The sequence below is a fragment of the Dyella dinghuensis genome (assembly GCF_003977615.1).
GTDB lineage: Bacteria > Pseudomonadota > Gammaproteobacteria > Xanthomonadales > Rhodanobacteraceae > Dyella_B > Dyella_B dinghuensis.
Window position 1 is genome coordinate 226,183 of the sequence record NZ_RYZR01000005.1, and the last position, 12,952, is coordinate 239,134.

General features: G+C 60.3%; 14 protein-coding genes and 1 other RNA gene. 13 read left to right on the forward strand and 2 right to left on the reverse strand.

Annotated features, from left to right (window positions below; translation table 11 throughout):
* Window positions 1-163: 163 nt before the first annotated feature.
* The 8 genes from hemW (at window position 164) to cydX (ending at window position 9,002) form a co-directional block, all read left to right on the forward strand.
* A complete protein-coding gene (gene hemW / locus EKH79_RS08590; RefSeq protein WP_126673384.1) occupies window positions 164-1,327 on the forward strand; it encodes a radical SAM family heme chaperone HemW in 1,164 nt (387 codons plus the stop codon).
* Between the two features lie 79 nt (window positions 1,328-1,406).
* Window positions 1,407-3,809, forward strand: coding sequence for a DUF1631 family protein (locus EKH79_RS08595; protein WP_233590247.1), 2,403 nt, complete (start codon window positions 1,407-1,409; stop codon window positions 3,807-3,809).
* Window positions 3,806-4,144, forward strand: coding sequence for a PilZ domain-containing protein (locus tag EKH79_RS08600; protein WP_126673385.1), 339 nt, complete (start codon window positions 3,806-3,808; stop codon window positions 4,142-4,144). The genes EKH79_RS08595 and EKH79_RS08600 overlap by 4 nt, the downstream gene beginning before the upstream one ends.
* Window positions 4,145-4,204: 60 nt before the next feature.
* A complete protein-coding gene (pepQ, locus tag EKH79_RS08605) occupies window positions 4,205-5,524 on the forward strand; it encodes a Xaa-Pro dipeptidase (RefSeq protein ID WP_126673386.1) in 1,320 nt (439 codons plus the stop codon).
* Between the two features lie 333 nt (window positions 5,525-5,857).
* A complete protein-coding gene (gene cydP, locus EKH79_RS08610) occupies window positions 5,858-6,079 on the forward strand; it encodes a cytochrome oxidase putative small subunit CydP (RefSeq protein ID WP_126673387.1) in 222 nt (73 codons plus the stop codon).
* Window positions 6,079-7,662, forward strand: a complete 1,584-nt coding sequence (locus EKH79_RS08615; RefSeq protein WP_199754237.1) for a cytochrome ubiquinol oxidase subunit I — start codon at window positions 6,079-6,081, stop codon at window positions 7,660-7,662. The genes cydP and EKH79_RS08615 overlap by 1 nt, the downstream gene beginning before the upstream one ends.
* Before the next feature lie 57 nt (window positions 7,663-7,719).
* A complete protein-coding gene (gene cydB, locus EKH79_RS08620) occupies window positions 7,720-8,850 on the forward strand; it encodes a cytochrome d ubiquinol oxidase subunit II (protein ID WP_126673389.1) in 1,131 nt (376 codons plus the stop codon).
* A gap of 14 nt (window positions 8,851-8,864) precedes the next feature.
* On the forward strand, window positions 8,865-9,002 hold the full coding sequence (gene cydX / locus EKH79_RS08625) for a cytochrome bd-I oxidase subunit CydX (protein WP_126673390.1): 138 nt from the start codon (window positions 8,865-8,867) through the stop codon (window positions 9,000-9,002).
* A 47-nt stretch (window positions 9,003-9,049) separates the two neighbouring features.
* Here the strand turns inward: cydX and EKH79_RS08630 are convergent, their stop codons facing one another.
* On the reverse strand, window positions 9,050-10,399 hold the full coding sequence (locus EKH79_RS08630) for an aminopeptidase P N-terminal domain-containing protein (RefSeq protein WP_126673391.1): 1,350 nt from the start codon (window positions 10,397-10,399) through the stop codon (window positions 9,050-9,052).
* Complete coding sequence (locus EKH79_RS08635) at window positions 10,357-10,920, reverse strand: UPF0149 family protein (RefSeq protein ID WP_126673392.1); 564 nt, start codon at window positions 10,918-10,920, stop codon at window positions 10,357-10,359. The genes EKH79_RS08630 and EKH79_RS08635 overlap by 43 nt, the downstream gene beginning before the upstream one ends.
* 102 nt (window positions 10,921-11,022) lie before the next feature.
* On the opposite strand from EKH79_RS08635, the gene EKH79_RS08640 reads away from it, so the two are divergent.
* The 5 genes from EKH79_RS08640 (at window position 11,023) to EKH79_RS08660 (ending at window position 12,937) form a co-directional block, all read left to right on the forward strand.
* Entirely contained in the window at window positions 11,023-11,247 is a 225-nt protein-coding gene (locus tag EKH79_RS08640; RefSeq protein ID WP_126673393.1) for a TIGR02449 family protein, read from the forward strand.
* Window positions 11,240-11,578: a cell division protein ZapA gene (locus EKH79_RS08645; RefSeq protein ID WP_126673394.1), complete on the forward strand. Its 339-nt coding sequence runs from the start codon at window positions 11,240-11,242 to the stop codon at window positions 11,576-11,578. Before EKH79_RS08640 ends, EKH79_RS08645 begins: the two co-directional genes overlap by 8 nt.
* A 7-nt stretch (window positions 11,579-11,585) precedes the next feature.
* Window positions 11,586-11,772, forward strand: a non-coding RNA gene (gene ssrS, locus EKH79_RS08650) — 6S RNA.
* Window positions 11,773-11,870: 98 nt separating this feature from the next.
* Complete coding sequence (locus EKH79_RS08655) at window positions 11,871-12,488, forward strand: 5-formyltetrahydrofolate cyclo-ligase (protein WP_126673395.1); 618 nt, start codon at window positions 11,871-11,873, stop codon at window positions 12,486-12,488.
* Window positions 12,485-12,937, forward strand: a complete 453-nt coding sequence (locus EKH79_RS08660) for an EVE domain-containing protein (RefSeq protein ID WP_126673396.1) — start codon at window positions 12,485-12,487, stop codon at window positions 12,935-12,937. Before EKH79_RS08655 ends, EKH79_RS08660 begins: the two co-directional genes overlap by 4 nt.
* The last annotated feature ends 15 nt before the right edge of the window (window positions 12,938-12,952 follow it).

Sequence of the window (12,952 nt, forward strand, 5' to 3'; positions counted from 1 at the left end):
GGGGCCACTCTTGCCACAGTGGCAAGATTTAGGAAACGCAAAATCGGCTTTTTTTCACCGGAGAAACATGCTTGGTCGCAAGATTGACCCCTCACCCTAACTCTCTCCCCAGAGGGGAGAGGGAATGGATTTGCGGCACATGTAAGTGTGAGGCTCACCAAGCATGTCATTGATCGCACCACCGCTAGCGCTCTACGTCCACATGCCGTGGTGCGTAAAAAAATGCCCGTACTGCGACTTCAACTCGCACGGCTTGCGCGGCGAACCGCCGTACGAACGCTACGTGGAAACGCTGTTCGCCGATCTTGATGCAGACCGCGCCGATTTCGGTGAGGCATTGAGCCATCGCCCCATCGTCAGTGTGTTCTTTGGCGGCGGCACGCCAAGCCTTTTTTCGCCGGAACTCGTCAAACGCTTTCTTGAAGGCGCACGCGAACGCCTGCCATTCGTCGACCACTGCGAAGTCACATTGGAAACCAATCCCGGCACGGTGGAACATGGCCGTTTCGACGGCTATCTCGCTGCCGGCGTCAATCGCATTTCCTTCGGCATCCAGAGTTTCGATGACGAAAAGCTCAAGCGCCTTGGACGCATCCATTCCGCGACGGAAGCGGAAGCCGCCGTGAAATCCGCGCAGGATGCCGGCTACGACAATATCAATCTGGACCTGATGTATGCGTTGCCGCAGCAATCCCTGCCCGGCGCGCTGGCCGACGTGGAACGCGCCGTCGCGCTCGATCCAACCCACATCTCGCACTATCAGCTCACCCTGGAGCCGAACACCGTCTTTGCTGCCAATCCGCCGCCGCTACCCGACGACGACGACGCCTGGGCCATGCAGGAAGCCTGCGAATCGCGGCTGGCCGAAGCCGGCTATGGGCAATACGAGATTTCAGCCTATGCACGCCCCGGCCGGCGCTGCGAACACAACCTCAACTACTGGCGCTTCGGCGACTATCTGGGTATCGGCGCCGGTGCGCACGGCAAGCTCACCGACGTGTCGGCCGGCCAAGTATTCCGCCGCTGGAAGATACGTCACCCCAACACCTACCTCGAGGCCGCTGGCTCCCCTGGCCGCGTAGGAGGCCATACCGCTGTCACATTGGATGAGCTGCCCTTCGAATACATGCTCAACGCCTTGCGGCTAGTTGAAGGCGTTCCGCTGGGCGATTTCGCTGCACGCACCGGCCTGCAGCCTCAAAGCATCGCCGCCAAAGTCGCCGCGGGGCGCCAGAAAGGCTGGCTGGAAAGCCACCCCGACCGCCTGAAAACCACCCCCTTGGGCCAGCGCTTCCTCAACGACGTCATCGCTAGCTTCCTGGACTGAAAATATTTTTCTGCCGCCAATGGCGGCGGCGGGCCGCTGGGCATACACTGAGCCCCGGGGAATTACTGAGAACCAGGTCATGGATGTCGAATTCAGGGGACGTCCGCCACTCACCGTCCGCGAGCACACCGACCGTGTCCAGCACGGCCAGATGCCGTCGCGCGCGCGCCGCTTGGTCGGCGACATTTGCGCCCTGTGCGATCAATGGCTGGATCCCACGCTCCGGCACTGTCTGGATCGTTTCGACAAACGGCTTTACGAGCAGGCCGAAAGCTCCCGCAATCATCTCGAACAACAACGCTGTTTCGATAGCCGCAATCTGATCCAGCAGCAGAGCGCCGGATTCATCCAGTCGTTTGCCTCGCGCCTGCGCGAAGCCTTCGAACAGATGGGCACAAACGACGACGAACAAGCGTCTCATCAGATGACGCTGCAATCGTTGAGCCTGCTCGATCGCAACGAACACGAATTGACGTCCGCGCTTGAGAAACACGCAGCGCGCATCGAAGCGCACAACGGACCCGTGCTGTCGGAGCTGTCGTATCGACTCGCCGTGCTCGTCGGCGCGCCGCCGCTGGAAGGCAAACACTTGCCGCCGGGGCCACTCAGCCTTGCGCATATCCTGCGCGATGCCAGCGAGGCCATGAGCCTGCCGCTCGAACATCGTCTCGTGCTGCTGCAGGTTTTTGAAACCAGCGTCGGCGACGCAATTGTGCGGCTCTACGACGGCATCAACGAAAAATTGATCGCTGACGGCATCCTGCCGCAGCTGCGTGCCTTCCCTGCGGCGCGCCCGGTTCATGGGCCCGCGCACGGTGCGGCACCCGCGGCGACGCAACCGGCCGCCACGCAAACACCGACGCCAGCACAACCCACCGAACAGCGCAGCGAACCGATCGCCGTGCTGGAAACGCTGCGCGATTTGCTGTCGCGCCAGCGCGTCACTGCTTCGGGTCCTGCACCGGTTTACAGCGGCCGCACAGCGACGTCGGATGAATTGCAAGGTGCGCTGTCGGCCTTGCAACAGCACATGATTCAGGTCACCGACCAGACCAGCCGCGAATTGCGCAGCGCCCAGCGTCTGCACGAGGAACTGTTGCTGCAACTCAACGCAGGCGTGCCGGCCGGTGCGCCGCGCATGCAGCTGAGCACCGAACAGGGCGATACCGTCGAATTGGTCGCCATGCTGTTCGAACAACTCGCACAACAACTCCATCACGGTCCGAATGCGCGCGCACTGCTGGGCAATCTGGAATTGCCGCTGCTGCGCATGGCCATCGCCGATCGCGATTTCTTCAATCAGCGCGAACATCCCGCGCGTCAGGTGCTCGGCAAACTTGCCGAGACCGTCAACGACTGGCTCGATGGCCCGGATGGCGACACCGATCCGCAACTGCTGGGCAAACTCAGCCAGCTCGTGGAACGCACGCAGCAGGAACCGCCTACCGCTGGCCTCTACACCAGTCTGCTTGCGGACATCGAACATCACCTCTCGCAACTGTCGCGCAAGGCGCAAGCGACCGAGCGTCGTCACGTCGAAGCCATGCAAGGCCGCGAGCGGCTGGAACAGGCACGTCGCCGCGCCGACGAGCTGATGCGCGAACGCTTCGCGGTGAGTTCGCCGCGCGGCCTGTTGCGCACGCTGCTTGAACGCGCATGGACGGATGTGCTCGCGCTCAATCTGTTGCGCCATGGCGAGCACAGCGACGGCTTCCGCCAGCAACTGCGCATCACCGATCAACTACTCGGCCAGTTCCCCGTCACCGACACCGCCTTGCTGCGGCACGAAGTGGAAACGGGCTTGCAGCAGATCGGCATGAATGCCGAAGAATCCGAGCAAGTGGCGCAGCGCCTGATCGGCACCGAGCCGTCAATACCTGAAACACCAACGATTGCGTCGCCGGACGATGTGCCAGCCGAAACGACCGCTCCCGAAGCGGCCTCGGACATCGCGCCGGAGTCGGAAAAGGCGACACCTTCCGAAGCCGCCGCTCCGATCATCGTGCCCGCAAAGCCGCGTCCGTCGACAGCGTCTGCGATGGCCGATCCACCCAGCGCCACCGATCTGGCGCTGCGTCTGAAGCAGCGTCAGCGCCTGGGCGAGCACCGTGGTCAGGAAGCACCGGTTGCAACCAACGCAGCTGTTGTGCCGCCGCTGGGTCTGCGCGAAGCACGCATTCACAACCGTCTGCGTCAGTTGCCGTTCGGTAGCTGGTTCGAATTCATCGATCCCACCACGGGCGAATCCACGCAACGCAAATTGGCGTGGTTCTCGCCGGTCTCGGGCAACAGCTTGTTTGTCACGCGCCGCGGTCAACGCAGCGATGTGATGAATCTGCAGGAACTGGCACGCGCCATTGCCACTGGTCGTGTGCGCGAACTGCCGCCGCAACAAGAAAACCTGCTTGATCGCGCGTGGCATTCGCTCACGGCGAGCCTGCTGCGTCCGTCGCCGTCGTCCCAGCCGGAAGTACGCTCATGAATGCGCCTGAACAACGCCGTTCACCGCGCAAGCGGCCGGATCACAACGTCACGATCACCGACGCGATCACCGGCCAACCGCTCGGCCATCTGGGCAACCTTTCCAGCAGCGGTATGCTGCTGATCGGTCACTGCGTTCCGCGCAGCGAAGCGGTGTATCAGGTCCATCTGCCGCTGCCACGCCACGACGGCAGCATGCCGAGCATCGAAATCGGCATCCAGGAACAATGGCACGAACCGGCGGCGAGCCCGGGGCAAACCTGGGTTGGCTACCGCATCATCGCCATCGGCAACATGGACGCCATGCATCTGGACGACTGGCTGCAGCAAGCCTGATTCGAGACAGCGGACCCATCGCGTTACACTGGCGTACTGATGCCTACGCCGGAACGTCGCATGAGTCACGACCTCGCCCCGCTTTACGCCCAACATATCGCCACGCTGCGCGCGCGCTCCGACAACGCCCTGGCCCTGGACGACTTCGATCATTTGCTGATCGCCGCAAGCACGCCGCTGCGCAAGTTTCTCGACGATCAGGATTACCCGTTCGTCGCCAACCCGCACTTTCGTCACTGGCTACCGTTGACCGATGCGCCGGGAAGCTGGGTTGTCTACACACCCGGCAGCAAACCGAAACTGATCTTCGTGCAGCCGCGCGATTACTGGCATGTCGTGCCCGATGCGCCGAGCGGTTACTGGGTAGACCAGTTCGACATCACTATCGTGCGCACGAGTGCCGAAGCCGTGGCTGCGTTGCCTCAAGGCAATCGTGCTGTCATCGCGCCGAATTGTCCGGAAGTAAATGGCGTCGAAGCGAACAATCCGGAAAAGGTCGTCAATTATCTGCATTGGCATCGCAGTTACAAAACACCTTACGAGCTGGCGTTGATGCGTCAGGCCAGCGTTGCGGGAACGCGTGCACATCGTGCTGCGGAAAAAGCGTTCCGCGCAGGCGAAAGTGAGTTTGGCATTCATATGGCCTATCTTGCAGCGGCCAATCAGATCGATGCGGAGCTGCCGTATGCGAGCATCGTCGGTTTGAATGAACACGGTGCCGTGCTGCACTACACGAACTTCGATCGCACGGCACCGAAACAAAGCCGATCCTTCCTGATCGATGCAGGCGCCAGCGCTTCAGGCTACGCAAGCGATATCACTCGCACCTACGCGGCGAAGGGTCATGCCGAATTCCAGGCGCTGATCGATAGCGTCGATAAAGCGCAGCAGGGCTTTGTGTCGAAAGTGAAAGCGGGACAGAGTTATCCCGAACTGCATATTCACGCACACCACGTACTGGCTGATGTGCTGCGCGAACACGGCGTCATTCGCATGAGCGCCGAAAGTGCGGTGCAGTCGGGCGTTACGGCCACGTTCTTCCCGCACGGCCTGGGTCACCCCATCGGCCTGCAGGTGCACGACGTCGCCGGTTTCCAGGCGAATGAAAGCGGCGGCAATATCCCGCGTCCGGACGGCCATCCGTATTTGCGCATGACGCGCGTGCTGGAACCGGGCATGGTCGTCACCATCGAGCCGGGCCTTTATTTCATCGACATGTTGCTGGAAGAGTTGCGAGGCAAGCCTGCTGCGAAGGATGTTGATTGGGCCAAGGTCGATGCGTTTCGTCCCTATGGCGGTATTCGCATTGAAGATGATGTCGTGTGCACGAATGGCGAGCCTGAGAATTTGACGCGGGATGCCTTTGCAGAGACTCACTAAAACTGCAACGAAACCTTGCGTGACACGCGAACCAATGCCGTCATTCCGGCGAAGGCCGGAATCCAGTGGCGACAAGCTCCGGGTGTGCTCATGCACATCAAACGATATCGTCACTGGATTCCAGCCTTCGCTGGAATGACGAACAAAAGCGACGCCGCCTTGCTTGGTAGCCACCTTTTTGTTGCGTTTTAAAACAGCAAAAGCGCAATCAAACATATACGCCTTATTACCAAAGCACCTATCGTGCCGCCGCTGCGGCACGATGGCGCACGACAATCACCGGAAAACAGAGGTATGCTCCGCGCATGTCATAGGAGGTAGGAAACCGTCTCTATGAACATGCCGGACCATGGGCCCACGTACCCTTCCCCGCCGCGCAACCCGCTGCGCCGGCTCAGTGCTGAACTCATCCTCATCGTTCTTGCCAAGATCGCGTTCTTTTCGCTGATCTGGTGGTTTGTCGCTGCGCATTATCCGCGGCCCGACACAAGGCCCGCGGCCATCGAACATTTGCTCGCACCGTCTCCGTCCACTACGCCGGAAGCCAAGCCATGATCATCGATAGCGATGTCGTCACCTTGTCGCGCTTGCAGTTCGCACTTACTGCGCTTTACCACTTTCTGTTCGTGCCGCTCACGCTGGGGCTCGTGTGGATGCTGGCGATCATGGAAAGCGTCTATGTGATGACCGGACACGAAGTCTGGAAACGCATGGTGCAATTCTGGGGCGTGCTGTTCGGCATCAACTTCGCGATGGGTGTCGCCACCGGCATCACGATGGAATTTCAGTTCGGCATGAACTGGGCCTATTACGCGCACTACGTGGGCGATGTCTTTGGCACGCCCTTGGCGATTGAAGGCCTGATGGCGTTCTTCCTTGAAAGCACGCTGGTTGGCGTGTTCTTCATGGGCTGGCATCGGCTTTCGCGCGTGAAGCATTTGCTGGTGACGTGGTTCCTTGCGCTCGGCACCAACTTTTCGGCTTTGTGGATATTGATTGCCAACGCATGGATGCAACACCCGGTCGGCGCAAAGTTCAACCCGCAGACCATGCGCATGGAGGTGACCAATTTCTCTGACGTGCTGTTCAATCCCGTAGCGCAGGCAAAGTTTGTGCACACGGTGAGTGCTGGGTATGTCGTGGGTTCCATGTTCGTGCTGTCGATCAGTGCGTGGTATCTGCTACGCGGACGCAACGTCGATTTTGCGAAGCGCTCGATGACGGTCGCGGCAAGCTTCGGTTTGGCTGCAGCACTTTCGGTCGTCGTACTCGGCGACGAATCGGGTTACGCCGTGTCGGAAAACCAGAAGATGAAGATGGCGGCGATCGAAGCCATGTGGGAAACCGAGCCGCCGCCGGCCTCCTTTACGCTGTTCGGCATTCCGGATGTGCAGAACCGCACGACGCACTTCGCCTTGCATGTCCCGTGGGTGATGGGTGTGATCGGCACGCGCTCGCTCGATACGCCCATACCCGGCATCAACAATCTGGTGGCGGACACCAAGGGCAAGATCACGGACGGCATCCAGGCATACGATGCGCTGTTGACGCTGCGCAAGAATCCCGGCGATGCGCAGGCTCAATCGACATTGACGAAGTACGACGATGACATGGGCTACGCGCTGCTGCTCAAACGCTACGTCGATGATCCGCGGCAAGCGACGCCGGACGACATTCAAAAAGCAGCCGACTCCACCATTCCCAACGTGCCCGTGTTGTTCTGGGCGTTCCGCATCATGGTCGCCTGTGGCCTTTACTTCATTGCACTGTTTGCCTATTCGTTTTGGCTGGCTAGCAAGCGCAAGCTCGATAGCTATCGCTGGTATCTGAGGCTCGCGTTGTACAGCTTACCGTTGCCGTGGCTCGCGGCGGAGCTGGGCTGGATCGTCGCCGAATACGGGCGACAACCCTGGGCCATCGAAGGCATTCTGCCCACCGCGCTGGGTGTGTCGTCGCTCACCGCGGGTCAGGTGTGGACATCACTCGGCGGCTTCGTTTTCTTCTACACCGCGCTCGCCGTGGTCGATGCGGTGTTGATGGCGAAATACGCGCGCAAGGGACCGGACGAACTGGGTCTATGGCCCGTACGCGATGCCAAGGCGCCATCGGGAGCGAACACGGCCGGAGCATTGTCATGACGATGCGGATCGCTGCTTCATCCCGTTGCCACGCGCGCACCCTTTGAGGAGAACGCCATGTTCGATACCACGACGTTGCGGCTGATCTGGTGGGCTTTGCTCGGCATTCTGTTCATCGCGTTCGCGCTGATGGATGGCTTCGATTTCGGGGTTGCGGCGCTGTTACGCATACTGGGTCGCGATGAACAGGAACGACACGTATTGCTGCAAACCATCGAACCGACATGGGAAGGCAATCAGGTGTGGTTTGTGCTCGCCGGTGGCGCAACCTTTGCGGCGTGGCCGACCCTCTACGCCACGGCGTTTTCAGGGTTGTACCTCGCGCTGGCGCTGGTGCTGCTTGCTTTCATCCTTCGCCCGGTGGGTTTCAACTTTCGGGACAAGGTGCATGACGCACGCTGGCGCGCGGTATGGGACAGCGTGCTGATCTTTTCCGGTGTCGTGGTGATGCTGATCAGCGGTGTTGCCTTCGGCAATCTTTTTCTCGGCGTGCCGTTTCGCTTTGACGACGATCTGCGCATGACGTGGCAAGGTAGCTTTTTCGACCTGCTGCATCCGTACGCGATACTCGCCGGGCTTGTCAGCGTTGCCATGCTGTTGACGCATGGTGCGTGCTGGGTGGCCTATCGTGCCGACATAACCATAGCGCAGCGTGCGGCACGCATTGCGCGATGGACGGCGCTGACGTATGCGATCACGTTTGTTGCCGCAGGTATCTGGCTGGGTTACGGCATTCCCGGCTTTGCCATTGCCGGCCCGGTGACCACCGATGGTGTTGCCAATCCGCTCTTCAAGCAAGTCACGGTGGGCAGCAGCTGGTTTGCCAGTTACATGCTGTATCCATGGTTCTGGGCCGCACCGGTGATGGGTTTGCTTGGTGCGATCGGCGTGCAGTGGACGGTCGGCAAGCACAGTTTGACGGGCTTTCTGTGCAGCAGCCTGATGATCGTGGGAACGATCCTCGCAGCGGGTTTTGCGCTGTTTCCGTTCCTGCTGCCATCAAGCCTTGATCCGCGTTCCAGCCTCACGGTGTGGGATGCGTCGTCGAGTCACGGCACGTTGCTCTTGATGCTGGGTGCGGTCATCGTCTTTCTGCCGCTCATCATTCTGTACACATCGTGGGTGTATCGCGTCATGCGTGGCCGCGTCACGCTGGAAGACGTCCAACACTCGCACAACACTTACTGAGGAGCACGATAGCCATGTGGTATTTCAGCTGGATATTGGGGCTTGGCCTGGCGTGCGCGTTCGCTGTACTCAACGCGATGTGGTACGAGGTGCATGCTTCCGATGAGGCGCATCAACAGAAAGAACCTCCGCCGCCGAACGAAGGCCGTTGATCGTTCGCAAACGGTGACGGTCGGCGCCTGCCGATCGTCACAATGGCTTATCGTGCATTCAAAAGTGCTTCGATCTCGCGTGGATCTTTTGGTACGCCCGCGGTGAGCACCTCATTACCGTCGCGCAGCACAGCCACATCGTCTTCGATGCGGATGCCTATACCGCGCCATGCTTCGGGGACGGTCAGGTCATCGGGAGCGATATAGACCCCCGGCTCGACGGTAAGCACCATGCCCGGCTCTAGCAATCGCGATTCGCCATCGACGCGATAATCGCCCACATCGTGTACATCCAGACCAAGCCAATGGCTGGTCTTGGCAGGGAAAAAGCGCTTGTAAGTGCCTTGCTCGACCGCTTCCGCCGGATCGCCCTTGATCAAGCCGAGTGCACACAAGCCCTCGGTGATCACATGCACGGCGACATCGTGTGCGGTGTTGTAACTACGCCCGGGTTGCACTTCGTCAATCGCGGCCAATTGCGCCGTCAGCACGATCTCATAGAGCGCGCGCTGCTCACGGCTGTAGCGGCCGTTGACAGGAAAGCTTCGGCTGATGTCGGAGGCGTAGCACTCCAACTCGGCACCTGCATCGATCAGCAGCAAATCGCCGCCTTTCAAAGCCGCGCGATTGGCTTGGTAGTGCATGGTGCATGCGTTGACGCCACCTGCGACGATGGGTGGAAACGCCGCGACCGCTCCGTGGCTGCGCATGACACGAAGCACTTCCGCTTCGACTTCGTATTCGTGACGGCCTGCATGCGCCAGCGACATCGCGGCAAGATGTGCCTCGACTGCAATGGCGGCGGAGGCACGCATCAGTTTCAATTCAGCGCGTGATTTGTACAGGCGCAAGTCGTGCAGCAAATGACCGAGCGCGACAAATTCCTTGGGCACGACGCCACCGCCCCGCAGCTGACGCAAGCGGCGCATCCAGCCAAGCAGTTGCGCGTCGAATTGCGGTTCGCGGCCGAAGTGACAATAGACGCGCCCACGTCCTTCGATCATGCCGGGCAGGATGTCGTCGATATCGTCGATGGGAAACGCATCGTCCATCCCGTAGTCGCTGACGGCACGTTCCGTACCGATGGACGGACCATGCCAGCGCTCATGCTCGGGATCGCGCTCGCGGCAGAACAAAACGGCCTCGCCATGCTGGCGTCCGGGTAGCAACGCAAGCACCGCGTCAGGCTCGGGAAAACCGCTGAGATAGTGGAAATCCGAGTCCTGCCGGTACGGCCATGCGGCGTCGGCATTGCGCATGCGTTCGGGTGCGGTGGCAATGATGACGACGGCATCCTGCCCCGCCATTTTCATCAGCTGGCGGCGACGGCGTGCGAATTCGTCGGGTGCGATAGTCAATGAAGGGTGTCGTTGGCGGGTTGATTCGGAATGTGGCATTCGGTGAACAACAACATGACACCCATGCGCACAAATTCGTGCACTTCGATCAGCGCATCCTCGTCTTCGTCTTCATCGCCGAAGTCCAGCGACGACGAGGCGATCGAGCTGATGTCGCGCAGGATTTCCTTGCCTTCATCGGACAACCGGTTATGGATTTCCGGACCGCCCAAACCGAAACCGCCGAGAAACCCGCGGCACCAATCGACAAGGGCGTCGGCACGTTCGGTCAAGGGGCGGTCATCGGACGGCAACAACGGTTCGAACCCAAGTTCGGGGTCGGCCAGTTCGGCTTCGCTTTGGCGAACCAGTTGTTCCAGTACTGCTTGATCGGCCGGTGCAACGGTGATGCCACCGGCATCCAGATGCAGTACTTCCAGCACCGAACGGCGCCCCGGGCGGCCGTTACCCGACAGGTAACCGCACAAGGACCCGTGCAACTCGCTGGCGCTGATAGCCAGCCGTAAATGCGTCGTGACGCTGTCCAGTTCGTCATGACCGATGAAGTCGGGGGCGGCCATAGCGGCACTCCGTTAACGGCTAAAGCACAAGTCTAATGCACACCCCCATCCCGACGTTCATTCCCCGCAGATTTCCACCGGCGTCCTGATATAGTGCGGCCCATGAAACCTTCCGACTCTGCCCAGTTCGAACTAGCCGCTTTAAGCCAGCAGCTTGATCGCCTGCTTGAGCATGTGCATCGGTTGAACGAAGAAAATCGCAGCCTGCGTCACAGCCAGGAACAACTGGCCAGTGAACGTGCTGGTTTGTTGGCACGCAACGAACAAGCACGCAGCCGGGTGGAAGCTATGATTCAACGACTCAAGGCACTGGAAAGCAATGGCTGACGTCATTAGCACAACGACCAACGAGCCCGTTGCGCTGCGATTGATCGATCGCGAATTTCTGATTGCGTGTCCACCCGACGAACGCGAAGGCTTGCTGGAAGCGGCAAGTTTTCTCGACCGGAAAATGCGCGACTTGCGCGCGCATGCCAAAACACCCGGCTTCGATCGTCTTGCGGTGCTCGCTGCCATCAGCATTACGCACGAATATCTGCAGCTGAAAAAACAAGCGGCGCCAAATGCTGACGCCAGCGTTGCTGAACCTGGCATCGCTGAAGGTCTGGCTACATTGCGCCGCAAGCTTGAAGCAGCACTCGACGCGCACGTAAAATAGATTCCGGCGTTCTCTGCGGTGTGCGCCAGCACACTCTTACATTTTGCCTTGTTCCTATTTACGACCCGGGACGGTTACTTAAGGTTGTTGTGCATGTCCGCCACGAGCGGAAAGCCTTTAGACCTTAATCTCCCTCCCACCTGATCCCATTTGGATCAAGGTCGTTTGGTGGGCAGCGGCATCGCGGTTGACGCCACCTCATTCCCAGTCCGGCCGCCGCTCTTGTGGCGGCCGGGAGCGGACCGCCAGCCGTGGCATCCGCGGGCGTACGAGCTTCAAGGAGACGCGCGACGTGGATACCGCCGCACGACGCCGTGAATTACGCCAGCGCCTCGCCGAGCGCCGGCGCGCGTTGACGCCGCCCCAGCGCATGATGGCCGCCCAGGGGCTGCGCCGCAGCCTTGAGCACCTGCCCGAATACCATACGGACCAGCGCGTGGCCGGTTATTGGGCCTGCGATGGCGAATTGCCGCTCAACCTCGTGATTCCGCCGCTCGCATCGCGCGGGCAACAGTTCCTGCTGCCGCTGATCGGCCAGGACAATCTGTTGCGCTTCGCGCCGTGGGCCGCCGGAGACGACGTGCAGCCGAACCAGTTCGGCATCCCTGAACCCGTGACGCCGCGCGAATGGCTCGCGCCATTCCAGCTGGATCTGGTGCTTGTACCACTGCTTGCGTTCGACCGCCAAGGCAACCGGTTAGGCTACGGCGGCGGTTACTACGATCGCAGCTTTTCATTTCTGAAGGATCAACTGCGCCCCACCGAACCGTTGCTGGTGGGCATCGCCTACGATTTTCAGGAATTACCGGGGATCGTCCCCGAAAGCTGGGATGTCACACTGGACTTCATTGCCACCGATCACGAACTGATCGATTGCCGCGCCGATTCCGCAGGAGACGCCAGCGCATGAACCACTGGCTGATGAAAACCGAGCCCGACACGTTTTCCATCGACGATCTCAAGCGCAAGAAGCATGAGGCATGGGACGGCGTACGTAACTATCAGGCCCGCAATTTCATGCGCGACGAGATGCGCGTGGGCGACGGCGTGTTTTTCTATCACTCCAACTGCGCGGAACCGGGCATAGCAGGCCTTGCGGAAGTGGCGAGCGACGCCTACCCCGATCCCAGCCAGTTCGATCCGAAAAGCAAATATTTCGATCCGGGCAGCTCACGCGACAATCCGCGCTGGATGCTGGTGGATGTGAAGTTCGTAAAAAAGCTAAAGCGTGTGATCACGCTCGACGAGTTGAAGAATCACAAGGCACTGGCCGATATGCGCCTGCTGCGCAAGGGAAATCGTCTTTCGGTGATGCCTGTGGAAGCCGCGGAGTGGAAATATATCCTGGGGCTTGAATAGAGCGTCGCGCCAACC